This window comes from Achromobacter pestifer (assembly GCF_013267355.1).
In the GTDB taxonomy this organism is placed as follows: Bacteria; Pseudomonadota; Gammaproteobacteria; order Burkholderiales; family Burkholderiaceae_B; genus Achromobacter; species Achromobacter pestifer_A.
This window is the reverse complement of record NZ_CP053985.1, coordinates 3,817,161-3,843,122: the sequence shown is the minus strand read 5'-3', so window position 1 is coordinate 3,843,122 and position 25,962 is coordinate 3,817,161. Positions and strand designations below refer to the sequence as shown.

Genomic DNA, 25,962 nt, shown 5'->3' with positions numbered 1-25,962 from the left:
GTGCGTGTAGCTCCCGTCCTGCGGACGGAAAAAATGGAAAGAAGGGAAAACGTGGGCAGCGACGCGCGGCGCTCAAGCCTCGGCCGGCCCCGGTATCAGCGCCTGCAGCCTGTCCCGCAGATCGGCCGTCGACATGGTGCGCAGACGAGCCCGGTGCGGCCCGGCGATCAGCGTGGGAATGGAGTCGATGGCCAGCCGCGCGGCGGCGGCGCGGTCGGCCTGCACGCGTTGCAGCGCCTCCTCGCCCTGCATGAGGGCGGCGAATTCGTCACGGTCATGGCCCAGCCCGGCGGCAATGTCCAACAGCACGGCGCCATCGCCGACATTGCGGTGCTCGCTCAGGTGGGCTTGCTGGATCGCATCGAACATGTCCCAATGGCCCGCGTCGCCGGCCAGCAGATGCGCGGCCTGGCAAGCCAGCGCCCCGGCCATGCCGCTGGGATAGTCGAATGGTTCGGCGCGCATGCCCTCGACGTCGATGCGGGACTGGTCCTCATGGCGGGCGCAGGCTTCCCAGTGGCCCAGGATCACCTGCTTGGCGCGCGGCATCGAACCGAACACCTGGCACATCTGTTCAGGCGACTCCTGCAACACGAAACTGCGCTGGCGCACGGCAATGCCCAGTTCGGCGGCCACCTGGCGCAGGCGGGGAGACATGACATAGCACCAGCCGCAAACCACGTCATGGAAGAAGTCCACGGTGAGCGGCGCGGCGGGTGCGTGATCGGGTACAGAAGTCATGATGGCGTCCATCTCGTTTCAATGGACGCCAGCTTAAGGACGGGCCGGCGCGGGAGTAAGGTGTCCGCCGGCAGGACTTTATTCGCTGGGCGTCAACAATCGCCGCGCATGGCCGCCGGCAGATGCTCCACCATGAAATCCACGAAGGCCTTGACCTTGGGCTGCAGGTGGCGGCTGGTCGGATAGACCGCGTAGACGTGGCGTGGCGCGGCGGGCAGCTGCGGCAAGACGCGCGCGAGCCTGCCGCAGGCGATCGCGGGCGCGGCCAGGAACGACGGCAGCGCGCCTATGCCCAGCCCCGCTTCCAGCAGATCCCTCAGCATCAGGCTGTTGTTGACCTGCGCCAGGGCGGGTCCGGCAAACGGGTCCGCCTGCTGGCCGGCGTCCTCGTCCGCAACCGCGCCGGGGCTTTCGGCCAAGGTATAGCTGAGGAGGTCATGCCCGCGCAGCGCGTCCACGCTGTCGGGACGGCCGCGGCTGTCAAGGTAGGACGGCGCCGCGCACAGCACCTGCGTCAGCGACGCCAGCCGGCGCGCGATCAGCGAAGAATCGTCCAGCTGGGCCCGCAGCCGGATCGATACGTCAAAGCCCTGCCCCACCGCGTCGACCAGCCGGTCTTCCATCGCCAGGTCCAGCCGCAGCTCGGGATACTGGCGCAGAAAACGCGCCAGCAGCGGCGACAGCACGCTCAAGGCGAACGAGACCGGCGCGTTCACGCGCAGCCTCCCCGACACCAGGCGGGACTCCCGCTTGACGGATTTTTCCAGCGCATCCAATTCGTCGAGTAGCCGGCAGCACTCGGCGTAGTAAGCCGCGCCCGTGTCGGTCAGGCTCATCTTGCGGGTGGTGCGCTGGATCAGCACGGCGCCCAGGTGGGCCTCCAAGGCGCGCAGCTGCTTGCTGAGGCCGGCGGACGACATGTCCAGATCCTCGGCCGCCTTGGCCAGGCTGCCCAGTTCGACGATGCGCCGGAAGGCGCGCATGTAGTTGAAGGTGTCCATAAAGGTAACGAATGGAGACGAATTCCGGGATTTTCCAGGCATATCGAGTATTCGCCAAACGAGCGGCTCCAGTGCGACAGGCACGGTTCGCGCCGCGGCGCCTTTATCATCGAACCTGCGGCGGCGTTGCGACCGCGATCACGCGCCGCCTTTTTCTGGCCCAGATCACACAGGAGATTCTCTAGTGGTGAGATCCGCAACGACCGCATCGATCCCTTTCCCGCCCCGCCTTCACGCCGTAAGCCTCTGGCGGCGCTGGCGGGAAAGGCCCTGGCTGGCGGCCTTGTTGCTGGCTGCGATGCTGAGTTGCCTGTTTTTCACCTGGCAAGCCAAGGCCGCAACGCCGCTACTCGCACAGACGCCCCCCGCAGCCGCAGCGGCGCTGACTCCAGCCGCCCTGGCGGACTTGCTGGAAAATCCCGAAGCGCGCAAGGCGCTGGTGGATGAACTGCGGGCGCAGGCGTCCGGCGCAAAACCCGCCGCCTCGCGCCCCGCAGGCGCGGCGCCCGCGCAGCCCGCCGAACCCGGCTTGCAGGAACGCATGGCCGATAACGTCCAGCGCTTCCTGACGGGCCTCGCGACCGACATGGGCCAGGGCGTCGAAGACATGCGCGCACTGGCCTCGGGCAGCAGCCTGCGCATGGACAGCAGCGCCGCAGGCCATGCCTTGAAGCCTCTCGCCCTGGCCGCGGCCGCCACCATCCTCGCCTTCATCCTGCTGCGGATGATCGCCATGTATGTCTACGGACGCATCGACCGTTGGGTCGCCGAGCTGCGCCACGCCCCCGAAACGCCGCCCAGGCGCGGCGCGCCGGCCTCCATGCGCGTGCTGTCCCGCCGCGCGGGCGCCATCGTGGGCGCGCTGGCCATCGATGCGGGCGTGGTGCTGCTCGCCGCGATGGCGGGCGGCGCCGCGGCGCTGTGGGGTACGCCCGGGCGCGGCACGCTGGACACGCTGGCGGCGGTGTTCCTGCGAGCCTTCGTGTCGGTCGAGCTCGTCAAGGTACTGATCCGCACGGTGTTCGCCGTGAGGCATCCGCACCTGCGCCTTTTGCCCATGACGGACGAAAACGCCAGGTATTGGAATACGTGGCTGCTGCGCATCGCCACCGCAGCGGGCTACGGCACGCTGCTGATCGATCCGGTGGTGTCGGCCTCGCTGTCGCCCGCGCTGGGCCGGCTGGCCAATCTGCTGATCATGCTGGCGGTGTACGTGTACGCGGTACGCGTCATCTGGCGCAACCGCCAGACGGTGCGCGGACACCTGGACCGGCGCGCCGCCAACGCGACGACGTTCATGGGCTCGCGGCTGCACATCCTGGCGCGCGTGTGGCATGTGTTGGGCATCGGCTATTTCACCATCCTGCTGGTGGTCAGCCAGGTGGACCCGACCAACGCGCTGCCCTTCATGGCCCGCGCCACCGCGCAGACGCTGCTGGTGATCGGCGTGGGCAGCCTGTCGATCCTGTTCCTGAACGCCGTGCTGGCCAAGCCCATCCGGTTGCCGGACGACCTGCGCAAGCGCCTGCCCTTGCTGGAAGCGCGCGTCAACGCCTATGTGCCCGCCACGTTGAAACTGGTCGGCCTGATCATCCGCATCGTCCTGGTGCTGCTGGTGCTCGACGCGTGGCGCGCCTTCGACCTGTCGCGATGGCTGGCTTCGGATGCCGGCGGCGCGGCCATCAAGATGACGGTGAACATCGTCATCGTGCTGCTGATCGCGGCCCTGGCTTGGACCGTGATCGCCAGCATCATCGAGCACCGCCTCAGCCAGAGCGAAGGGCGCGGCATGCCCAGCGCGCGCGAGCGCACGCTGCTGGCGCTGTTCCGCAACGCCGCGCTGATCGTCATCGTGACGATGACGCTGATGGTGCTGCTGTCGCAGATCGGCATCGACGTCGGACCGCTGATCGCCGGCGCCGGCGTGGTCGGCCTGGCCATCGGCTTCGGCGCGCAGAAGCTGGTCCAGGACATCATCACGGGCATCTTCATCCAGCTTGAAAACGGCATGAACGAGAACGACGTGGTGCAAGTCGCGGGCGTGTTCGGCACGGTCGAAAAGATGACGATACGCTCGGTCGGCATCCGCACGCTGGACGGCGGCTACCATCTGGTGCCGTTCTCGTCGGTGGACGTCGTCGCCAACCACATGCGCGACTTCTCGTACCACCTGGGCGAATACACCATCGCGCACCGCGAAAGCGTGGACGACGCGATCGTGCATCTGCGCGCCGCCTTCGCCGAACTGATGACCGACACCGTGCTGGGACCCGAGATCCTGGAAGACATCACGGTGGCCGGCGTCACCGCGGTCAACGAGAAGGGCGTGACCATCCGGATCCTGATCAAGACCACGCCGGGCATGCAGTGGGCCGTGCAGCGCGGCTACAACCGGCTCCTGAAGAAGCACTTCGACGCCGCCGGCATCGAGCTTCCCTACCCGCACACCGTGGTGTACTTCGGCCAGGACAAGCGGGGCTACGCGCCGCCGGCGAATGTCTTCGTGCAATCCGAGCGCCCCGACGAAGGCGGGGACGCCCGCGCGGCCGGGCATACCCGGCGCCCGCTGGAACCCGCGCCGCGCGGCGAGGATTCGGCCGAAGTGCTGGGCAACGAGCTCGAGGCGCGTGAAGAGGGCGAAGCGCCCCGCGCGTAGCGGCGCGCGGCACGCTTCGGCGTGCCCGCCTACTTCCCGTACGTGGCGATCAACGTTTCCAGCGGCACATGGCCCTTGCATAGCCCCGAATAGAGCGGCAGGTGGCCGGCGCTGCTGATCTACTACCTCAAGGAAGGCACCAAGCGCTTCAGCGACCTGCGCCGCGACAATCCGACCATCTCGCATCGGATGCTGACGCTGGAGCTGCGCAAGCTGGAGTTGGCCGGCATCGTCCAGTGCACCGATTTCGACGGTTATCCGCGGCGCGTGGAATACGAGCTCACGTCTTCCGGAAGAACGCTCGTGCCGCTGCTGGATGCGCTGGGCGACTGGTGGGATGAGAACGGCGAGGCGTCCGAAGACGCCCGCTGAGCAGCCCTGCCAGCGTTCAAGCCGGGTTTATCCGCCGCCCTGCTTGCCGGTGCCGATCAAATCCAGCAAGCCATCCGACAACGTCCCGCGCCAGACCAGGTAATCGTGCCCGCCCGCCACCTCGCGGTGCGTCACCAGATAGCCCTTGGCGCGCAGCACGTCCCGCAGATGCCGGTTGGTCTCCAGGATGCCCGGCTGACCGCCGCGTCCGGATTCGAACAGGCCGGCGCCGAGAAAAAAGCGCACCGGCAGCTTGCGCACCGCGACGAACTGCCGCGTCAGCCACTGGTCCTCCTCGCCCGCGGGCGACCACCAATAGGAACCGGACTGGCTGAGCACGTTGCCGAAGACCTCGGGGTGGCGCAACGCCGCATAGGCCGACGCCAGTCCGCCGTAGCTGGACCCGCCGATGACGGTGCGCGCGGCAGGCGCGTTGATGCCTTGCTTGCGCGCCCACGGCATCAACTCTTTCGCGAGGAAGTCTGCAAAGTCTGGGTTGGGCGGCAATTCCTGGCTGCGGGATTCCGCCGTGGGGTTGTCGATGAGCAGCGCCGCCGTCGGCGGAATGACGCCCGCGGCGATCATGTTGTCCAGAATGGTGGGCGTAGGCACGCGGCCCAGATAGGCGCCGGCATCGAACAGCACCAAGACGTGATTGTTGGCGGCGCCAGGCTGCCAGCCCGCAGGACGGTACAGGTGGATCTTGCGCGTGTTGCGCATGAGATCGCTGCGCAGCTCCAGGGTCTCGACCGTTCCCTGCCGCACGCCCGCGCGGGGTTCGACCCAGGACTGCGGCGGCGCTTCCGCCAGTTCCAGCATGGAATAGGTTTGGTACGCGTCGACGCCCCGCGCGGGATATGCCTTGGCGTTGTTCGGATCGGCCTGCGCCGTGGCCAGGATGGCGCGGCGCCGCGCCATCCCTGAGCCTGGGAGCTCCGGCACATCGGGCGCCAGGCGATATGACAGACGCGTGGATCGGGGTACGACAAAGCTGGCATGCCAGACATCGGAATTGCCCAGGCGCGCCAACTGCGCATGGTCCGACGATGGTCCGCCGAACAGGCGCACATTGCGTTCGGCGCCCCGCCACAGGAATGTGACGCGGTCATGCCTGGCGTCCACGGCCTCGACCAGCGGCGTGCCGCGCCGCGCCACCTCATCCCAGAAGGCATCCGTCGTGCCGCCCCCGGCCAGCGTCGCCGCCAGCGCGGCCAGGCGCGGGCTCTCGAGCGCCGGCGCGGGCGCACGCTGTTCCGCAAGGGGCAGGCGTTCCGTCACGGCCCACCGGAACACGCCCTGGCCCTGCGCGCGCACGGTGTAGAGGCCGTCTGCCGGCGCCACCAGCATCAAGGTTCCGGCCGGCTTCTCCGCGTCACTCAGCCGGCGCACTTGCTGCCCGGCGCTGTCCAACAGATCCAGGGTCACGCCGGAATCGGCGGCCCAGGTTCCCGCCAGGAACTCTCCCTTTTGCAGGGAAATCCGTTCGTCTACTCGGGCCTCGGGCGTCACGGCGCCCTGCTTGGACTGTGCCGCTGCCATGCCCGGCGCCACGCCCATCAAGGAAACCGCCAGCGCCGCCGACGACATCCAATCCCGCCATTCCAAGCTGTTCTTTTTACGCATGTTCATCCATTCATTTGTTCAAGACATGGGCGCCGCGATCCGCTATCCCTCGCGCGCGGCAAGCCGCCTCGGCGCCCATGCGCTGTCGGCGTCGCCCTGGCCGATCCTGCGCGCGCTGACCTTCGCCATCCAGGCAAACCCCAGCGCTGCCGCCAAGGCCGTCGCATCCACTGCCAGCGCCGCGGCGGACGCGTGCGCCCAAAGCCCGGAGGCGGGAAACAGGCCGCCCACCAGCGAAGTCGCCGGTATCGCCAGCGTCAACGCCGCCGCCAGCCATAGCAGGTGTACCCCCGCCGCCGCGCCCCCGCGCAGAAAAGCCCAGGCCACGCTGGCGAAGAACGCCGCGTAGTACAGCCCTTGGAGCCAGGCATTCAGATCGCTCACATGCCCGCTCAGCCATTTGGACGCCACCATCATCAAGGAAATGCCGCACACGCACCCGAGACAGACGCCCACGGTCGCCGACGCCATCAGCCGCGTATCCAAGCGCTGCACCGGAATCTCGCCGGTCTGCCGGTTGGCGCGCTTGCGGCGGGTTTCTATCCACAGCAGATTGCCGCTATAGAACAGCCAGGCGCCCGCCAGTCCAAGCAGGAAATAGAGCCACTGCACCGCCGCGCCGCCGAAGGAAGCCATGTGCAGCGCGAAGAAGCTGCTGACCCAGAGGTTGGGCGCATCCTGCCCGCCCGGCAGATAGTCGCGGTTGAGCACCTTGCCGGTGTAGGGGTCCAGCGCCACGAAACCGCCCCGCGCCCGCGGCGACACCGCGCTGTCGTCCTTGCCCCAGACGCGCACGATGGCGCGCGGGCTGGTGACTTGCTGGTACTGCAGCGCACTCGGCTCAAAGCCTGGCGCCAGGCTGCGCGCCTGGGCTGCCAGTTGCACGGGCGTCAGCATGTCTGCGGGATTCCTGGCCTCTCCGGCCGGCGCGCCGCCGCCGGAGCGCTGGAAAACGGATCCCAGCTTGCCTTCGTACATCAGCTTGTCCTGCAGGTCATAGATCCCGTCGTGAAACGCGAACACCACGGAGCTGAGCGCCATGATGATGTGAAATGGCAGCGACACGATGCCCACCACGTTGTGCGCATCCAGCCACATGCGCTTCAGGTTCTTGCCGACCCGCAAGGCGAAGAAGTCCTTGACCAGCGACGGCAACAGCACGATCACCCCCGATACCAGGGCGATTGCATAGAGCGATGCGATGATGCCCATTAACCAGCGGTTGGGATCGCTGTCCGCGGGCAGGCCCACCACGCGGTGCAGCACGTCGATGAACGGCATCAGCCCGCTGGGTGCGGACTCCTCCAGCCGCAACTCGCCGCCCGCATCCAGATAGGCAACATAGTGGCGGATCGACGATTCATCGTGGTCGTCGGCCTGCCCGTCACGGACTTCCCAGCCCATGCGGGCCGGCACGTTTTCAGCGTCCTGCAGTTGGATACTGAACCCCTTGGCCACATCCGGCCGCGCTTGCAGGGTCCTGGCGATGAGGCCGGGCGCCTCTTCCAGCGGCACCGGCGAGACGGCCGCGGGCGGCGTCGCCCAACGGGTAAGCGGTTCCTTGAATATGGTCAGCGCGCCGGCGTAGAACGCGATGAACAACGCCATGCCGGTCAGGATACCCGTCCAGGTATGGACGGATTTGTAGATGCGTATGTAGTCGGCTCTCATGGTCGCGGACTCTCCTCAGATCGCCTTGGCGAAAAACAGCCCGCCATAAAGCAGCGCGCAAGCGCCGCCCAGCCAGATCCAGGCGCGCAGGCCGCTGGCGAAGAAGTAGACGGCGCTCGCGATGCCCAGCCAGACCGGCGGCACCAGCCACATGGCCAGCTGCGAGCGCGTCGCCAAGGGAATGCCCGCAGTCAACGCGGCAAGCGCCGCGCTGGCGCCCATGGCCAGCGCGAAACCCAGCAGCACGCCCGCCAGGCTCTTGGAGATCCAGTCGCGCCGGATCGGCGCGGGCTTAGCAGGCTTCATGGGTATCGCTTCCGCGCAGGCCCGCCAGCACGCCCAGATATGGCATCAGGCTGAAGAACAGCATCAAGGCCGTGCAGAACACGAACACGGCGGCAACGGCAGAGAATGCGCGCAGGCAGCCCCAACCTCCCAGCGCCAGCAGCAGGACGCCCGCGGCGCGGGCGGACAGGGCCGGCCAAGGCGCCACGCCCCATCGCTGATTGGGCGAAGCGCGATAGATACAGAAGCAGCCCAGGAACAGGCTGGCCAGGCTGAGAAGAGTTAGGACTTCCATGGTCATCCCTGGATGAAATCCCCGATACCTGCCTGCCAGCCCCTGCGGCGGATCGGCTGTCCGGTACAGGGGCGGACAGCGCAGCCCGCGTTCAGAAACTGATGCTGGCGGAGGCAGTCACGGTGCGCGCCGGACCCAGCGTCACGATAGGCGTCGTGTCGCTGAAACTGCCGGCGTAGTAGTGTTTGTCGAACACGTTGTTGACGTTCAGGCGCAGCACCACGTCACGGCCGTTGACCTGCGTGGCGTAGCGGGCGCCCAGGTCCAGTTGGCCCCAACCCGGAATCTGCAGCTTGTTGGCGGCATCCGCGTATTGGCTCGAGGTCGCCTGCACGCGCCCGCTCAGCGTCAGGCCGGGTACCCAGGGCATGTCCCATTCCAACCCGGTATTGGCCTGCCAACGCGGCGCGCCCACCGCGGTGTTGCCGTCATAGCGGCCATACGAGGTCTTGACCTGCGTGCCTTGCGTATAGGTGACGCCGCCCAGCACGCGCACACCTGGGGCCAGCTCGCCGAACGTGTTCCATTCCACGCCGCGTACCCGCTTTTCGCCGCCGTCCGCATACGTAGGCTTGGCCGTGGAACCCTCCGTGACCAGCATGGGTTTGTCGATCTGGAAGAACGCCAGGGTATTGGTGAAAGTGCCGGCGTTCCATTTGACGCCCAGCTCCTGCTGCTTGGTCTTGTAGGGCGCGAACACCTGGCCATAGTTGCTGGCCGTGGTGTCCGTGACGCTATCGCCCTTGCTCAGGCCCTGCACGTAGTTGGCATACAGGGAGACATCCGGTCCCCAGGGCTTGACGACGATGGCCACGGCGGGCGTCACGGCGTCCTCGTCATAGCGCGCCGTCGTCTTGCCTGTCTTGTCGAAGTTGGTGGTCTTCACGCGCTGGTTGCGCAGGCCGCCGGTCAGGAGCAGCTTGTCGTCGAAGAAGGACATGGTGTCCACCAGCGCCAGGCTGGACAGCGTGTTCTCCGCCGTCTTGGGCGCGCTGCCGGGCACGGCCGGCATGACCGGCGTGATCGGGTCGTAAATGTTGGACTTGAAGGTCGATGCGGTGCCGGTGGCCGACCCGTCTTCCAGCTTCAGCAAGGAGGCCTGGAGCACCAGCTCGTGCCGCACGCTGCCCGTGTTGAAGCGCGAGCGCAAACCCGCTTCGGCCGAGGTGGCGTCCGTGTAGGCGCGCTGGCCGATGATGGAGCCAGTGAAATTGCCGTTGGCGTCGATCTGCCGCGCGTGGGTGCCATTGATCAGGCCCGATTGATGGCTGTCGCGCCTACCCACGCCAGCGAAGGCCGATACGCTGTCATTGAAGCGGTACTCGGCGCGCGCCACGACGGCGTTGCTCTGGATGCTGCCATTGCCGGTGCTGAACTGGTTGATGCGGGGATCGGGCGCCTCCGGAACGACGGAGCCGCCGAACCAGAACATGGCCGGCGTGCCGCCCGAGAACGACTCCTGGCTGTGGTAAGCGTCTATCGACGCGCTCAAGGCGCTGCCGCGATAATCCAGCCCGGCGGACAGGAACTCACGTTTTCTGGATTGGCCGTCCAGCGTGGTGGCGCCGTCGCTGAACGAGCCGTTGACGCGCGCGCCCCATTCATTGGCGGAGCCGAAGCGGCGGCCGGCATCGATGGTCGTGCCCAGCTGGCCGTCGGCCTGCCAGTTCACGCCGAAGGTGGCGTTGGGCGTGTCTTCCGCCCGCTTGGGCACCAGGTTGATCGTGCCGCCCACCGCGCCGCTGGGCGCCATGCCGCTGAACAAGGCATTCGGGCCTTTCAGCACCTCCACCCGCTCGACGAACTCTAGCGGCGTGCGGCCCATGGGCGCCAGGCCGTACATGCCATTGATCGCCACATCGTTCTGGTTGACGTCGAAGCCGCGGATCCGGAAGTTCTCATAGGCATGCCCGCTCGACGTCGTGAACCGCACGGAAGGATCGTTGGCCATGACGTCCGCCAGGGTACGCGCCTGCTGATTCTGGATCAGCTCGGAGGTATAGCTGGTGACGTTGAACGGCGTGTCCATCACGTCCTGATTGCCCATCAGACCCAGGCGCGCACCCTGCGCCACCTGCCCGCCGGCATAAGGCGCGGGCAAGGCCTCCTCAGATACCGAACCCGCGGTCACGGTGACGGGCTGCAGCGTCGTGGTCTGAGCGCTGGCGCTGGCGGGAAGAATCAAAGACAGCGCAACGGCTGGGCTGAAGCACTGGACGCACAGCGCGATTGTCAACTGAGTTTTCTTGGGCACAATTCATCCATCCGATATCTAAATGCGAATGCTTATCAGATGAATTATATATTTAGAAAACCACAATGCGCTGAAGAATCGGGCATTCCACGCCGGAACTCATTCAAATTGGCGGAGCAATTCAATAAGAATCAACGATCTATATTTTTTTGATTGACTTTTTCACGATGAATTTTTCCGTCTTTTTGGCATAGGCTGCGTCGGGCCTGCCTTCAACCCGGCCAGGCAAGCGTTCTCACCGCCCCGCAGCTGGCCGTGGACGAAAGTTCGGCGACCTCTGCGTGGCAAAAGTCCAGGAAACCCGCCACCGGCCCAGACAGCCGCAGGTCCGGGCGCGTGAGCATTTCAAGCGATAGGCTCAGCGGCGTGCCCTCCGTTTCCAGCGCAGTCAGGGCGTCTCGATGCAGGGCGGGCTGTACGGCGTGGCGCGGCAGGAATGCCAGCAGATCGCTGTTCTGCACGATGGCTATCACTGCCTGGACCGAACCCAATCCGAGCGCCACGTCCAAGGCGCCAACGCCATGCTCGAATCTCTGCCGTACCGCATCCTGGGCGGTTTCCGATGCCGCCAGCCAGGCCCATTGGGCCTGGCGCAGCATGTCCAGCGATATCGGCCCCACGCCCTGCGCCAGGGGATGCTGCGGCCGCGCGACGACCAGCCAGGCTTCGTTCATCCAGCGACGAGCGAGCAATCCCGCCATCCCGACGGCACCATGCGTGAAGCCGATATCCAGCTCGTTCTCCCGCAAGCCGGCGCAAATGGCTTCAGCGCTGAGGACCCGCAGTCGGATGGGTACGCCGGGATGCGTTTGGGCCCAGCGGACCAACAGCGGCGGCAGAAGGCAGGAGGCAGTCGCCTCCGCCGCACCTATGCGTATCACGGCCCGCCTGCCAGCAACCGCTCCAGCACGGATTCACACATCCCGAGCTGGCTGCGCAGGATGTACTCATCCGCCGTGTGGGCTTGGTTGATGTCGCCTGGCCCGCAGACCAAGGCCGGAATGCCCGCTTGCTGATAGAGCCCGCCTTCCGTTGTGTACGCAACGTGCCCGCCAACTTGCGCTCCGGCCTGGAACAAGGCTTCCACCAGCATGTCGGTATCCGGCCTGGGCACCAATGCAGGCACCGATGTGCGCTGCATCAGCAGCACCTGCGATTCGGGAACCCTTTGCCGCATCGTCCGCTCAAGCTCCCCGGCGCGCTGATGGATGGGCGCCAATACGGCGTCGGGATCGACGCCCGGCAGGAACCGCAGATCAAAGTCGAACTCCGCCTCTTCGGGAATCACATTCGATGCATGTCCGGAATGCACACGGCAAACCGCCATCGTCGAGAAGGGCACATAGAAGCCCTCGTCACGTTTTGCGGACTGCAATGCCTGGGCCTGCGCCGCGACTTCCGCCGCGAGGACGCAGGCCGTCTCCGCGGCGTTCACGCCCGTGCCGCTCAGTGACGAGTGCTCTGCCCTGCCCCGGACATTGCAGCGCCAGGAGTGACGGCCCTTGTGCGCACGCACAACCTCCATGCGGGTCGGCTCGCCGACGATGCACGCGGACGGCTGAATGCCTTGCTGCCGCAGGCCTGCCAGCAGCCCACGCACGCCGACACAGCCGATCTCTTCGTCGTAAGTCAGCGCGATATGCACGGGCCGGGCCAGCCTGCCGCTGCCCAGGCGACCCACGGTCGCCAGCACACATGCGAGAAATCCCTTCATGTCGCACGTGCCGCGGCCATAGAGCCGTTCGCCTTCGTCGGTCAGGCGGAACGGATCCCGAGTCCAATCCTGTCCCGCCACCGGCACGACATCCGTATGGCCGGAAAGCAGGATTCCGCCCACGCTGCCCCCGAAGCTGGCGTACAGGTTGGCACGCTTGCGGTCCTCGCTGTAGGTGTAGCGCACCGCGAAACCAATCTTGCGCAGGAACGATTCCGCCTGCGCCAGCAGCTCAAGGTTGGAGTGGCTGCCGGATACGGTGGGGCAGGCGATCAGCGATTCCAACCAGGCTAGCGTTTCGCTGGAGCAATCAAGAGATTGATCAGTCAATTGGCCTCCAGGGAAATGTTGCCGGCGTTGGCGACACGGCGCCATTTATCCAGTTCGGATTGGATATCGGCCGCGAATGCCTCCGGCTGGCCGCCTTGAGGCACCGCGCCCAACTGCCTGATCCGGCTGGCCACCTCCGGATTTTTCAGCGCAGCCGCGGCCGCCTCGCTGACACGCTGCACAAAAGCCGCGGGCGTTCCCGCGGGCGCAACCAGTCCGAACCAGGCAGGATCATTGAGCGCCTGTACACCGACCTGCGCAAAGGTGGGAACGTCCGGCAACTGCTCCACCCTGCCGGGCCAGGCCACCCCCAGCGCGCGCAAGCGCTTGCCCTGGATATGGGGCAATGACGCGGGCAGGTTGTCGCACAGCACATCTACGTGGCCCGCGATGGCGTCCTGCAACGCCGGGCCGGCCCCACGGTACGGAATATGCCGCATGGGCGCGCCCGTGGCCTGGGCGAACAGTTCGCCCATCATGTGCCCCAGCGATCCCACGCCGGGCGACCCGTAGGTGATATCGCCGCCGCGCTGCTTGGCCAGCACGATGAACTCGGCCATGTCCTGCGCCGACAGGCCCGGATTGATGGAAATCACATTGGGCACCCGAGCCAAATTGGAGATGGGCGTGAAATCCTTCAGCGGGTTGTACGGCGGCTTTGCCAGCACGGCGGGCTGTATCGCATGCGTGCTGACGGTCGCCACCCCCAGCGTGAGCCCATCCGCCGGCGCGCGCGCCACATAGGTCGCGCCGATCACGCCGCCAGCGCCGGCCCGGTTCTCCACGATCACCGTCATGCCCAGCCGTTCCGACATGGCCGGCGCAACAATGCGTGGAATCAGATCGCCAGAGCCTCCTGGCGCGAACGGCACCACGATCCTGATGATGCGGTCCTGGGCCCGCGCCACCACCGGCGCCGCGGCCATCGATACAGCACATACCTTGAGAAAACAGCGTCGCTTCATTGGGCATTCCCCTTGGGTTTTTTGAAGCTGGAAGCACTTTCCTGCCTGGTTGCCGCAATCCGTCCCGCGCGTGCCTCAGATCCGGTTGTCGTACGCCTTGCGCGGGATGCGGCAAGAGATGATCGAATACGTCTTTGCCGCCAGGGCCGCGCGTATCGCCTGCGCCAGGCCCGCGCGGTCCTGCACGTCGAAGCCCAGGCCGCCCATGCTCCTGGCCACGGCCGCAAAGTCCGTCCCGGGGAAATCCACTCCCAGGTTCGGCTGCCCGGTGCCGCGCTGCTTGATCTCGATCAGGGACAGGGATTCGTCGGCGAACACGAAGACGATGACCGGGGTCTTGGCGTCCCGCGCCGTCGCCAATTCGCCCAGCGTCATCTCCAGGCAGGCATCGCCCGTGAAGACAGCCACGGGGCGGTCGGGCTCGGCCAGCTTGGCGCCTATGCCCAGCGGCAGCGAGCAACCCATGGTGCAGAGACCCGAAGACTGCATCAGGGTGCGGGGCTCGTAGCACTGCCAGGTCTGGGACAGCAGGATCCGGTGCGCGCCGCTGTCGACCGACGCCACGGTATTGGCCGGCATTTCCGCGCGCGCAACATCCACGATGGCGCCGGGGCCCCATTCTTCGTCGACGCGGTAGATGTCCGCCAGCGCACGCTTGATGGCTTGAACCTCGTCGCCCTTCCATTCAGATACCGTGCGCAGGCCATCGGCCAACACCTCCATCCCGTGTTTGATATCGCCCACGAAGCTGATCGCCGACTGGTGCATGTAGTGCGTATTGCGGTTCGAGGACAGCTCGATCACGTGCGCGCCGTCCTCCCAGATGTTGCGCCAGCCCACCCGCATTTCGATGGGGTCGTAGCCCAGCAACAGCACCACGTCCGCTTCCTTGATCAACGGCAGCACGATGTTGTCGGCCTTCGGCGAAAGGCCCATGCCGCCCACGGCCATATCGTCGCGCTCGTCGATGATGCCCTTGGCCTTGTACGTGGTGATCAGCGGGATCCGATGCTTCTGCACCAGCGCGCGGACCTGCTCCTCCGCGCGATGATGCAAGGCCTCCACGCCGGCGATGATGACGGGGCGCTTGGCTTTGCCCAACCACGACCGTGCCAGTTCGAGCTGCTCGGTATGCGCGGGAACGGCCGGGGCCGGCTGGACGCGCCGGGCGCCCCTGGCCACGGCGGCCTCGGCGATGGCAACGCTGATCGGCACGTCGACGTGAACCGGTCCCGGGGGATCATCCATGGCGATGGCAAGCGCCTTGTCCATGATGGCCTCGGCATTACCCGGCGTCATGCGCAACGACGCCTTGGTGATCGGCCGCATCAGAGCGGCATGGTCGAACACCTGGTGGGTGTAAGTGGCGGCTTCGTCCTCGTCGACGCAGCCGGTCAGGAAGATCATGGGCACGCGGTCCTGCAGCGCATTGGCCACCACATTCACCGCATTGGCCACGCCGGGCCCCAGGGTGGCGACCAGCACGCCCGGCGCGCCCGTGCGGTGGAACACGCCCTCTGCCATGAAGCCGCCGGAGTTCTCATGCTTGACCAGCGTGAACTTGACCCCTGCATCGTCCAATCCGCGCATGACGGACAGGACCTCGCCGCCAGGAATGCCGAATGCGTGGCGGCACCCCGCCTCGTACAGGCGTTTACCGATGATCTGCGAAACCGTGGACATGCAACATTCCCCTTTAGGAAAGCTCTGGTATGAGTGCTTGAAAAATGGCGGCGCCTAGCGTCGCGGCTATTGAAGATTGCCCAGAGAGGCGGCCATGCGGGCGGCGGCGACGCGCAGGTTTTCATCGGAGGTCGCGTACGAAAGACGCATGAATCCCGGCATGCCGAATCCCGAACCCGGCACGACCGCCACGCCCGCGCCCAGCAGGTATGAGGCCAGCGCAACGTCATCATCCAGGCGTAGTCCTGCTGGCGTCTTGCGGCCGATGAAACTGCGCACGTCGGGAAACAGGTAAAACGCCCCTTCCGGCCGGGGCGTCGCCAGGCCATCGATTTGCGCGAACTGCGCCAGCAGGTAATCGCGGCGCTGCTGGAAGATGCCGCAGCGCCGGCGCACCTCGTCCTGCGGGCCCGCGAGCGCGGCGGCTGCGGCCGCCTGCGACACCGAGGACGTGTGGGAGTTGATCTGCATCTGCACTTTCGTCATGGCATCGATCAAGAACCCGGGACCACAGGCGTAACCTACCCGCCAGCCTGTCATCGAGTAGGCCTTGGATACGCCGTTGACGGTCAGGATCCGATGCGCCAGATCCGGCGCGACCTGTGCGAACGTGACGAAAGTCCTGCCGTCATAGAGTATGTGTTCGTAAATGTCATCGACCATGATCAGGAAGTCCTGATTGCGGCTCCCCCGGATGACGGCGGCGAACTGCTCCAGCTGCTGTTGCGTGTAGGCGGTGCCGCTGGGGTTGCTGGGCGAGTTCAGGACCAGCCATTTGGTCTTCGGCGTAATGGCTGCCTCGAGCACCTCCGGACGCAGCGCATAAGCCTCGTCCGGCGCCGTCGCCAAGGGACGCAGCACGCCGCCATTCATCGACACGATATCGCTGTAGGACGCCCAATACGGCGCCGGGATCATCACCTCGTCGCCAGGCGACAAGGTGGCCAGGAAGGCCTGATAGATCACCTGCTTGCCGCCGCAACCCACATTGATCTGCGCCATCGTGCATTCAAGGCCGTTGTCCCTGCGGAACTTCTCGACGATCGCCTCGCGCAACAGCGGGGTGCCGTTGATCGGCGTGTAACGCGTCTGGCCGTCCGCGATGGCGCGCGCCGCGGCCTCGCAGATATGGGCAGGCGTCGGGAAATCGGGCTCGCCCAGCGTCATGTCGATGACGCTGCAGCCCTGCTGAATGGCCTGGCGGGTCTGCTCCGCCATGACTTGAATGGGAGAGGAACGCAGAGTGGCAACGAGTGGCGAGAGCATGGACTTTTTCCGGTGGCGACGGGAATAAGTCTAGAATTCAAAGGATTCAACAACAATTGAATTTGAATTCAATATGACATCTCCGCTTGGACCCAATGCGCCCACCTTGCGTCAACTGGAGCTATTCCTGTCGCTTGCGGCGTCGGACGGCATCGCCAGCGGCGGCTCCAAGATAGGCATGACGCCGTCCACCACCAGCCACGTGTTGCGTGCGCTCGAAACCACGCTGGGCACTGACCTGATCGATCGCAATGCCCCGCAGCTGGAACTCACCCATGCCGGGCAGCAGATACTCCCCCACGTGCGCGACCTGTTTGCCGCGATGCACCTCATCCAGGCAACCGCGGGAGCAAGCGCGGGCCTCAACAGCGGGATGCTTCGGTTGGGGTCGTTCGGCCTGAGTTCCTCGCTGCAGCTTCTGCCGCCGCTGCTGCAACGTTTCCGGCAGCTCTATCCCGGAATCGATGTACGGGTCTTCGAGAAAGCCGATGCCGAGATCGAACAGGATTTGATCGAACGCCGGCTGGAGATCGGCGTCGTCACCCTGCCCAAAAGCAATTTCGATACCCTGCAATTGGCCGAGGACGAATTGGTTGCGGTCCTGCCGGAAGGCCATGCGCTGGCCGCGGCGGCATCCATCGACATCCGCCATCTGGGCCGCTACCCCTTGATCCTGACCCACGCGGGATCACAGAGCCTGGTCGCCAAGATGTTCGCGCGATCCGACACCGCGCCGAAGATCTCGCACGAACTGACCCAGATGCTGTCGATTCTGGCGTTCGTACAGAAGGGCGAAGGAATATCGGTGGTGGCATCGATGGCATTGCCAGACGCCTATCCCGGCGTGGTCTATCGGCCTTTGCTGCCCAAGACGGCACGGCGCGTCGGACTGGCATGCCTGAACGAGAACCGCCTGTCTCCCGCGGCGGCAGCGTTCTGGAAACAGGCCAAGACCAGCCAGAAGAAGAAGTAGCCCGCGGCGCGGCACGCGTGACCGCGCGGACGGCAACGGCCCCAACAACGCCCGCGCCGGTACACTGCGCCGTTGTCTCGGCGCCTGCGGGCTGCCCGGACTTGCACACAACCTGGAGCCCTACACACGATGATCCGTCATCTGGTCTTTGCAGCATCGTTGGCCATGGCGGGCAGCGCCGCGGCTGCCCCCTCTTTCAACTGCGCCAAAGCCGCGACTCCGGTCGAAAAAGCCATTTGCGCCCACCCCGCGCTGGCCGACCAGGACGCGGCCATCGCGCAGCAGTACAAAGCAGTGCGTGGCAAGCTCGACGCCGAGGCGGTCAAGTCGCTGACCGCCGATCAACGTTATTTCCTGGGCGTGCGGGACAAGATCTATGCCGAGCCCTTTGCCGGAAGCACGCCGGTCAAGGAGATCGGCACCAGCATGCGCTACCGCCTGGAATTTCTGAAGGCCATCAATCCGCAGCCGCCTGCCGGCTTTGTCGGCAAGTGGAAGAACCTCGAAGGCGAAATCGAAATCACCCGAGCCGCCGACGGCCAGTTGTTCGTGGCCGCCAACTCGGCCCAGCCCTACAACGGCCGCTGGGTCTGCGACCTGAGCGGCAAGGCAGTCGCCGTCGGCGACAGCCTGATCGTCACCTACCAGGACGGGCCGCCCTGGACCCTGGACCTGACGCGCCGCGGCGCCGTGCTGGCGGTGCGCGAAACACCGCCCGCCGGAGTGGCAAACGACGGCTTCGGCCCGCCGTTCTGCGGCATGAATGGCAGTATGGAGGGGGCCTGGTTCGCGGTGCGCTGAGCGGCGCCGCACGATAGAGAGCGGCGCGGACCCATCACGTCACGCTCAACGACCGAAGCCCTCAAGCGTGGTTGATCAATGCGGCCGCGTCGAAGAGATTTGCCAAATAAGTGAGGGCTTCGGAAATATCGGTCTCTATCAATTGCCGAGCCTTGCCGCCGTCGCGCTCACGCAAAGCGTCGCATAGCTCATATCGCCAACCTGCGCGCACCTGTTGCACCATGCGGATGAAATCCGGATGCAACAACCGAATGTAGGGACCGGTCTGCAACCACAGCATTTCGATGTGCCGCACGAGTACAGGCATTTCGCTTGCTCGGTAAAGAGCGACCTGAAACTCGGCCACCTTTTGCGTGTCCTTTGCGATATCACCCGCACGACGGGCGGCCTCGACCTCGCCCGCCAACCGCTCCAGTACCTTGATATCGGCCGCCGTCGCGTTCGCGGCGGCGCGTTCGGCAGCCAGGCCTTCCAACGAAAGGCGGATGTCCCGTAACTCCAGCACCCGTGCTTTCGACAATATGGGCACGCGCACGGAGCGGCTGTGCTCCTGCGTCAGCACGCCTTCCGCAATGAGACGGTGCAGCGCTTCTCGAACCGGCGTCAGACTGACCTCGAATTCCGACGCGAGTTGCCGCAGCAGCAGTTTTTCTCCAGGCGCGAAACGCCCGCAGATCAGAGACCCACGAATGCCTTGATAGACGCTATCGCGCATAGCGGTTTCTGGGGTTGCTTCGGACATGGCACGCTGCATGGCGGAGTTGAATGTGACATAAAACAGGGCCAATTCTCCCAGAATTTCGCGCGGCGCACCCCGGCGTCACTGCCTGGCCAGGTCGCAAGGGAATTCCCTAGCCCTGTTTTGTGATCACATTTTATTTAATTGGTGATACATTAAAAGAACAACACCGACACTCCGGGGATTCGACATGGCCAACACCACGTCCCAGAATTGCAGCATCGATGCCAGCCCATGCGCGCGCATAGCCCTCGCCGCCTTCCTTGCCTTCTCCAGTCTGGGGACAGCCGCCGCGGCGGCGGACTTCCCCAAGAACGAAATTCACCTTGTCGTCAATTACGGCCCCGGCGGTAGCACCGACGTGGCTGCGCGCGTTCTGGCCAAGGGCATGGAAGCGAGACTGGGCCGACCCGTGGTGGTCGAAAACAAACCCGGTGCGCTCGGTACGCTCGGCCCAAGCTATGTCGCGCGCCAGGCGCCAGACGGCTATACCGTCGGCGTGGTCACTTATTCCACACAGGCCATCCTGCCGCACCTGATGAAGCTCCCCTATGCAGATCAGGATTTCGCCTTCGTGGCAGGCGTGGGACGGTACCGTTACGGCATCGTGGTACGGGCCGATTCCCCCTATCTCACCCTACAAGACTTACTGAACACCGCAAAGAAGGGTGATGGCGTTTTTCTCGGCTCGCCCAGCGCCGCTGTCAACCTCGCGGTGCTCGAGCTAAGCCGCCAGACCGGAGGCAAGTTCGAACAAGTCTTGTACAAGTCCGGCACCGAGACGGTTAACGCCCTCCTGGGCAAGCAAATAGACGTCACCGTCGCGAACCCCTCCGACGTTCTACCGCACATGCAAGCCGGCAAACTGCGAATGATTGCGTCAGTGGGTACTATGCGCTGGCCCGAGTACCCAGACATACCAACGCTTCGGGAGAGCGGCTGGCCAGTACAGATCGACGCCTCGATCGGGCTTGCCGCGCCACTCGGCACTCCGCCCGAGGTGCTTGCCATTTTGCAGGATGCAGCCATCGCGGCAGTCCGTGATGCCAAGACGCTCGAGTCATTCGACAAGTTGGGCATGGACGCAATGCCGCTGAACGGCGCCGAATATGCCGCACAGTTAAAAAAGGGCCTCCAGGAAATGGGGCAGATGATCCGCGACACGCAAATGCCGCGAGTCAACTGAGCGTCTGAACTGGCATGAAAACCGAATCCTTGAAGATTGTTGCTGGCGGCTTTTTCCACGAGACACATGCGTTCAGCCCTCGCCGGACCACTGCAACCGCATTTACATGGATCGAAGGCCCCGAGCTCATATCCAAGATGCAAGGCGCGGGCACTACCTTGGGAGGCATTGTTTCGGAGCTGACGCAGCGAGGACACACGGCCATACCGGCCCTCTTCGCCGAGGCTGCGCCTGGCGGCCCGGTCGATGAAGACGTGTACGAGAACCTCGTGGCGCGGTTCAAGACAAGCATAGCAAGCACTCTGGACCGATTTGGACGAATCGACGGCATCGCGCTGGAGCTGCATGGCGCCATGGCCACCGCGTCGATTAGCGATGTCGAAGGCCACTTCCTTAAACTCTTGCGCGCCTGGGTGGGCGAGGACGTGCCAATTGCCGTCGGCCTGGATCTCCATTGCCATATAACGGCCGACATGCTGACGGCGGCAGACATTGTCAGCGCCTGCAAGGAAAACCCGCATCGCGACGTCATGGACTGCGGCCGCCGCTGCGTCCAACTGCTGGAGGCTGCAATCCGAAGGAAGATCAGGCCGGTTTCGGTGCTCACCAAGGCTCGCATGATTCTGCCAGGGAATGCCGACACCAGTTCAGGCCCGCTCCAGGCGCTGCACGAGCAAGCCCGCCAGATGCAGCACCAACACCCAGCGGTACTGGATATTTCCCTACTCAACGTTTTTCCCTACGCCAACGGCCAGGCCATGGGCCAAGGCGCACTGGTCATCGCCGATGGCGATGCCGTGCTCGCCGCCAAGCTGTCCGCAAAGCTGGCGGGCGATTTCTGGCTTCGGCGTGATGAATTTCCAGATACGCTACCGACCACGGAAGCAGCTCTCGACAAGGTTCAGGAAAGTCCCAATGAACGCCCGTTTCTTCTGGCTGATATGGGAGATCGCGTGCTTGCTGGAGCGCCTGGCGACAGCATTGAAATCCTGCGCCATGCCCAGCATCGCCAGCGGCCGCTGCGCTGCGCCGTCACGGTGACCGATGCAATCGCGGTCCAGGATGCGTATGCGCTTGGCGTCGGCGCTCGCTTCGTCGCCAGACTTGGGGGCCTTGATACGCCTGGCCTGTCGTCACTGGAAACCGAGGTCGAGGTCATCGCGTTGGGACCGGGCAGCTACGTCGTGAGCGGGCCATACAAGCAGGGAACGTTGATTCAACTTGGCCTGACAGCGACCTTGCGCATACCCGATGGTTCCGTCGTCATCGCCACCAGCCAGCCTGGACTGATTCACGATCCGCAGGGGTTCCGCAGCCATGGCGTCGAACCGGGCGAATTCGATTTTGTCGGCATCAAGTCGGGCTACCACTTCAAGCTGAACTTTGCGGGCATCGGGACAGCGCTCGCTGTCGCCAGCCCAGGGCTTAGCATTTATGCTCCCCGCCGTTTTGCCTGGAATGACAGTCGGATTTGGCCCGAGCACGACGTGACGGCGGCGCCCCTCCTAGGGCCGTGGTACTCGATCGATCGTTTCGCCTAAGCCGGCGTGGCGTATCGCGGCGCATGACGCGCCCGTATCGGGCCGGCTATTGTCACTGCGGCCCGGCGCATCGACGGAAGCGCTCGGCACGGCAGTCCGTCTTGCCGCCCCGCGCTGTCGGAACGCGGCATCTTTCATGCCTCGCCGATAGGCCTTCTCGCAAAAGATCCAATCGCATAGAACGTCGACCTTCCGGCGGGCATACGCGCGCCCATGGAACTGGGCGTTCTCACGGAAATTTCGCGGATCCCCTGGATCGTCCTGGCCTCATACGGGAATTCCCGATCCATTTTTGTGATCACAAATTTAATCGTTCGTGATATCTTAACTTCTCATTCACCTTCACATAAAGCACCTGCCATGATCACGCCTCATTCCCCTCTATCCCCGCGAATCGAATTTCCAGCCACCGGCACGCCCTGGCGCGCGCTGGAGAAGCGCCTGGATGACGCCAAAAATGGGGACTACCGCTGGGACGAAGGCAGAATGGCGCTCTATGTCTATTGGCTGGATGACGCGCTCGGCGCCGTATCGAAGAACGCCTCGGCTAAGTACTTCATGGAGAACGGCCTGGGCCGCAAGGCGTTCCCCAGTGTCCAGCGCCTTGAATCGGAAGTCATCGACATGGCGCTTTCCCTGTTCAATGCTCCGGCTGGCGCCGCAGGCAGCTTCACTTCGGGGGGTACCGAGAGCATTTTCCAGGCGGTGAAATCGGCGCGTAGCCTGAAAAGGGCGACTCGGGTTGCCGCCAGCCATGAACGGCTCAAGATCGTGGTCCCGCGTTCAGCACACCCGGCGTTTAACAAGGCCGCGTATTACCTGGACATGGACGTACAGCGCATTGCCATCGGCGACGATTTCCGGGTCGACGTCCAGGCGCTGAATGCTGCCGTTGACGAGCGCACGGCACTCATAGTGGGTTCCGCTCCTGCATACCCGCATGGAGTCTACGATCCGATCGCCGCACTTTCAGAGGTCGCGTTGAAGCACCAAGTTCCACTGCATGTGGACGCGTGCGTGGGCGGCTTTCTCGGCCCGTTCATGAAGCTCAATGGCGAACCCATTCCTGACTTTGATTTCTCGCTGCCTGGCGTCACGAGCATTTCGGCCGACATCCATAAGTACGGATTCGCCGCGAAAGGCGCCTCGCTGATTCTGTACCGCAACGAAATCTTCAAACAACACCAACGCTTCGAATTCGACGATTGGCCGCGTGGCCACTACGAGACGGACACCTTTCTGGGTACACGCCCGGCCAGCCCCGTCGCCTCGGCTTGGGCGGTCTTGAACTACTTGGGCACCGAGGGATATCGGGGTATTGCCAAGATCGTGGCCGATACGCGCAATCGCATGATCCAAGGGATAGAGGACATCGAGGGCCTGGAAGTGCTCCGTCCTCATAGCGAGCTCTCTTTCGTGCTTTATCGATCGCAAGATCCATCGGTCGACATCAACGCTGTCGCCCAGGAACTGGACAAAAAGGGATGGTTCGTCGGCGTCGGCGTGGATCCCGTGGCAATCCACTTCATGGTGAATCCGGTGCACCAATCCATCATGGAAAGGTACCTCGACGACCTGCGCGCAGCCGTCAAAAACGTACGTGACAACAAGCTGACGGCGCAAACCAACGCCCATACCTACTGAGCACCCAAGCACTGTAGCGCCACCAAGAATAGGGGAGTCGATATGACAGCAATCACCATTGCCAAACTGTCCAAGCACTACGATGGCACGGCAGCCTTGCGCGATCTGAACCTGCACGTGGAACAAGGGGAGTTCCTAACCATCCTCGGCCCAAGCGGCTCCGGCAAGAGCACTACGCTGGCCTTGATCGCCGGGCTTACGCTGCCCAGCGAAGGAGCGATCCTCCTCGGCCCGCGCGACGTCACCCGACTCCCCCCTGCACAGCGCAACATCGGCCTCGTCTTCCAAAGCTATGCACTCTTTCCCCATTTGTCGGTGCGCGAGAACATCGCGTTTCCTTTGCGAATCCGGCGCAACGATGCCGGCGCAATAGACAAAAAGGTGAAGGACGTGCTCGCGTTGCTGCGCCTGGATGGTCTGCACAACCGTCGGCCTGGGCAGCTATCCGGCGGCCAACAACAGCGTGTGGCGCTCGCACGAGCCTTGGTTTTCCAGCCCGACATCCTGTTGCTGGATGAACCCATGGGAGCGTTGGACAAACAACTGCGCGAAGAGGTGCAGGTGGAATTGCGGCGCCTGCAGCGTTCTCTGGGTACGACGACCATCCTTGTTACCCACGACCAGGAAGAAGCATTGTCCATGTCTGACCGGGTAATGCTCCTGGCTGAAGGCATGATGCAACAGGTCGGGTCGCCGCAGGAAATCTACTCGCGGCCAAGCAATTCGTTTGTGGCCGGCTTTCTGGGTACCGCCAATTTCCTGCGCGGCCGTCTTGCGACGGCAGATTCCAAGCTCATTCTTGACCTTGGAAAAGGCGAGAGGCTGGTAGTCCATCCCTCGGGACTATCACAGCCACCAACGGACGGCGATCTCGTGCAGGCGATCGTCCGGCCCGAACGGACCACACTATCCGCCCCATCTGCCGGGCACACAGGCCTCAGAGGGCGCGTCCTGGAAATTGTCTATCTGGGGCAGTCCATACGCTATCACGTCCAAACCAGCCAGGCGCGTCCGTTCATAGTCGCCGCCAGCGACGAAAAAGTCCGGTTCGCTATCGGAGACCAGGTGGTTCTCTCATGGCCTGAAAACGCCGTCTGGCTGCTTCCGGAGAAACAACCCGCCAAATTGGCGCATCCCCCCGCCACTGTCACCCACCTGCACTAACGGAGTCCTTCATGGAACGTCGTACTTTCATCAAGTCGTCGCTGGCTACCATGGGCGCATGCGCCACACCCACACTGGTGCGTGCCGCAGCATCAGCGTCGGCAACGGTCAAGTCCATACGCATCATCGCGGCCGGGGGCCAGTCCGGCGAGGCTCTCCAAAGAGGTTACATCGATGCCTACACCGCGCGCACCGGCATCACGGTGCAACGGGAAGACACGACCGGAACGCCCCTGGGAAAACTGCGGGCGATGGTTGAATCCGGGCGCATCGACTCCGTGCTGCACGAAATCGGCGGCCCCGCCCTGGCCCAAGCCATGGCGCTCAACCTGCTTGCGCCTTTGGACTGGGCACAGATCGATCCCGCCGCGATGTTCCCCGAAGCCCGGCACACACATGGCATGGGATATCAGTATTTCTCGGTCACGCTATCTGGACGGGCCGATGCCGCTCCGTTGGCCAACTGGAAGGATTTCTGGGATACCGCGAAGTTTCCGGGCTGGCGCTCATTGCCCGATATCCCGTACTACTCCCTGCCCATCGCACTGCTTGCCGATGGCGTGGCGCCCGAGAACCTCTATCCCATCGACTTCGATCGAGCCTTTGCCAGCCTGGAGAGGATCAAATCGCACGTACCGGTATGGTGGTCCAGTGGCGCCCAGCCCGCGCAATTGCTGTTGGATAACGAAGTCCGCTACGCCGCCTCCTATTCGGGCCGCGTTGCGGGGAACCCAAAGCTGCGGCTGGAATTCAATCAGGGGCTGCTCAATATCGGTTACTTCGTCATGCCGCGAGGCGCCGCACCAGCCCAAGCCAGCGCCGCCTTTGGCCTGCTCCATCAGATGACGCTGCCAGCTTCCCAGGCGGAGGCGGCGAAGATTATCCCCTACACCGGCAATAGTCCCTACCTGGACAAGCTGCTCCCGCAGGACAAGCTGGCGCAGTTCCCGACGAGCCGCGCCAATCGGGAGGTACAGATCCTGCCCAATGAAGCATTCTGGGCCGCCCATGCCTCCGTGGTCGAAAAGCGTTGGCAACTCTTCAAGCTGGGGCTTTGA

The 25,962-nt window shown here is 64.5% G+C and carries 22 protein-coding genes; 9 read left to right on the top strand and 13 right to left on the bottom strand.

All coding sequences use genetic code 11. The features are described 5' to 3' along the window. Positions 1-72: 72 nt before the first annotated feature. A complete protein-coding gene (locus FOC84_RS18390) occupies positions 73-741 on the bottom strand; it encodes a DsbA family oxidoreductase (RefSeq protein ID WP_173145680.1) in 669 nt (222 codons plus the stop codon). Positions 742-833: 92 nt separating this feature from the next. Then, positions 834-1,742, bottom strand: a complete 909-nt coding sequence (locus FOC84_RS18385; RefSeq protein WP_173145679.1) for a LysR family transcriptional regulator — start codon at positions 1,740-1,742, stop codon at positions 834-836. Between the two features lie 298 nt (positions 1,743-2,040). Here FOC84_RS18385 and FOC84_RS18380 point away from each other — a divergent pair, with 298 nt between their 5' ends. Beyond that, entirely contained in the window at positions 2,041-4,398 is a 2,358-nt protein-coding gene (locus FOC84_RS18380) for a mechanosensitive ion channel domain-containing protein (protein ID WP_173150239.1), read from the top strand. Positions 4,399-4,509: 111 nt separating this feature from the next. Further along, complete coding sequence (locus FOC84_RS18375; RefSeq protein WP_367949501.1) at positions 4,510-4,770, top strand: winged helix-turn-helix transcriptional regulator; 261 nt, start codon at positions 4,510-4,512, stop codon at positions 4,768-4,770. A gap of 27 nt (positions 4,771-4,797) precedes the next feature. Here the strand turns inward: FOC84_RS18375 and fes are convergent, their stop codons facing one another. From fes to FOC84_RS18325, 10 genes are all read right to left on the bottom strand, one after another. Next, the gene (fes, locus tag FOC84_RS18370; RefSeq protein WP_254241701.1) at positions 4,798-6,393 is read right to left on the bottom strand and encodes an enterochelin esterase; all 1,596 of its coding nucleotides are present in this window, start codon (positions 6,391-6,393) and stop codon (positions 4,798-4,800) included. Between the two features lie 42 nt (positions 6,394-6,435). Continuing rightward, entirely contained in the window at positions 6,436-8,064 is a 1,629-nt protein-coding gene (locus FOC84_RS18365; protein WP_173145678.1) for a PepSY-associated TM helix domain-containing protein, read from the bottom strand. A gap of 15 nt (positions 8,065-8,079) precedes the next feature. Further along, positions 8,080-8,370, bottom strand: coding sequence for a hypothetical protein (locus tag FOC84_RS18360; protein WP_173145677.1), 291 nt, complete (start codon positions 8,368-8,370; stop codon positions 8,080-8,082). Next, entirely contained in the window at positions 8,357-8,644 is a 288-nt protein-coding gene (locus FOC84_RS18355) for a hypothetical protein (RefSeq protein ID WP_173145676.1), read from the bottom strand. Before FOC84_RS18355 ends, FOC84_RS18360 begins: the two co-directional genes overlap by 14 nt. Positions 8,645-8,735: 91 nt before the next feature. Further along, the gene (locus tag FOC84_RS18350) at positions 8,736-10,880 is read right to left on the bottom strand and encodes a TonB-dependent receptor (RefSeq protein ID WP_254241700.1); all 2,145 of its coding nucleotides are present in this window, start codon (positions 10,878-10,880) and stop codon (positions 8,736-8,738) included. Positions 10,881-11,110: 230 nt separating this feature from the next. Then, positions 11,111-11,779, bottom strand: a complete 669-nt coding sequence (locus FOC84_RS18345) for a substrate-binding domain-containing protein (RefSeq protein ID WP_173145674.1) — start codon at positions 11,777-11,779, stop codon at positions 11,111-11,113. Beyond that, positions 11,776-12,942, bottom strand: coding sequence for an acetylornithine deacetylase (gene argE, locus FOC84_RS18340; RefSeq protein WP_173145673.1), 1,167 nt, complete (start codon positions 12,940-12,942; stop codon positions 11,776-11,778). The genes FOC84_RS18345 and argE overlap by 4 nt, the downstream gene beginning before the upstream one ends. Further along, complete coding sequence (locus FOC84_RS18335) at positions 12,939-13,907, bottom strand: Bug family tripartite tricarboxylate transporter substrate binding protein (protein ID WP_173145672.1); 969 nt, start codon at positions 13,905-13,907, stop codon at positions 12,939-12,941. The genes argE and FOC84_RS18335 overlap by 4 nt, the downstream gene beginning before the upstream one ends. Before the next feature lie 75 nt (positions 13,908-13,982). After that, positions 13,983-15,590 (bottom strand): thiamine pyrophosphate-binding protein, encoded by a 1,608-nt coding sequence (locus FOC84_RS18330; protein WP_173145671.1) that lies wholly within the window; start codon positions 15,588-15,590, stop codon positions 13,983-13,985. Positions 15,591-15,656: 66 nt separating this feature from the next. Then, on the bottom strand, positions 15,657-16,856 hold the full coding sequence (locus FOC84_RS18325) for a pyridoxal phosphate-dependent aminotransferase (protein WP_173145670.1): 1,200 nt from the start codon (positions 16,854-16,856) through the stop codon (positions 15,657-15,659). A 73-nt stretch (positions 16,857-16,929) separates the two neighbouring features. Between FOC84_RS18325 and FOC84_RS18320 the strand changes: the two genes are divergently transcribed. Then, positions 16,930-17,829: a LysR family transcriptional regulator gene (locus tag FOC84_RS18320; RefSeq protein ID WP_173145669.1), complete on the top strand. Its 900-nt coding sequence runs from the start codon at positions 16,930-16,932 to the stop codon at positions 17,827-17,829. A 129-nt stretch (positions 17,830-17,958) separates the two neighbouring features. Continuing rightward, entirely contained in the window at positions 17,959-18,630 is a 672-nt protein-coding gene (locus FOC84_RS18315; RefSeq protein WP_173145668.1) for a lysozyme inhibitor LprI family protein, read from the top strand. A 61-nt stretch (positions 18,631-18,691) separates the two neighbouring features. Here FOC84_RS18315 and FOC84_RS18310 read toward each other — a convergent pair whose 3' ends face one another. Further along, a complete protein-coding gene (locus tag FOC84_RS18310; protein WP_173145667.1) occupies positions 18,692-19,372 on the bottom strand; it encodes a GntR family transcriptional regulator in 681 nt (226 codons plus the stop codon). Positions 19,373-19,559: 187 nt separating this feature from the next. On the opposite strand from FOC84_RS18310, the gene FOC84_RS18305 reads away from it, so the two are divergent. From FOC84_RS18305 to FOC84_RS18285, 5 genes are all read left to right on the top strand, one after another. Further along, positions 19,560-20,555, top strand: coding sequence for a Bug family tripartite tricarboxylate transporter substrate binding protein (locus tag FOC84_RS18305; protein ID WP_254241699.1), 996 nt, complete (start codon positions 19,560-19,562; stop codon positions 20,553-20,555). Positions 20,556-20,569: 14 nt separating this feature from the next. Further along, the gene (locus tag FOC84_RS18300; RefSeq protein WP_173145666.1) at positions 20,570-22,096 is read left to right on the top strand and encodes a M81 family metallopeptidase; all 1,527 of its coding nucleotides are present in this window, start codon (positions 20,570-20,572) and stop codon (positions 22,094-22,096) included. 213 nt (positions 22,097-22,309) lie between these two features. Next, positions 22,310-23,740: a pyridoxal phosphate-dependent decarboxylase family protein gene (locus tag FOC84_RS18295; protein ID WP_217278770.1), complete on the top strand. Its 1,431-nt coding sequence runs from the start codon at positions 22,310-22,312 to the stop codon at positions 23,738-23,740. A 42-nt stretch (positions 23,741-23,782) separates the two neighbouring features. Further along, complete coding sequence (locus FOC84_RS18290; RefSeq protein WP_173145665.1) at positions 23,783-24,904, top strand: ABC transporter ATP-binding protein; 1,122 nt, start codon at positions 23,783-23,785, stop codon at positions 24,902-24,904. An 11-nt stretch (positions 24,905-24,915) separates the two neighbouring features. Continuing rightward, the gene (locus FOC84_RS18285; RefSeq protein ID WP_173145664.1) at positions 24,916-25,962 is read left to right on the top strand and encodes an extracellular solute-binding protein; all 1,047 of its coding nucleotides are present in this window, start codon (positions 24,916-24,918) and stop codon (positions 25,960-25,962) included.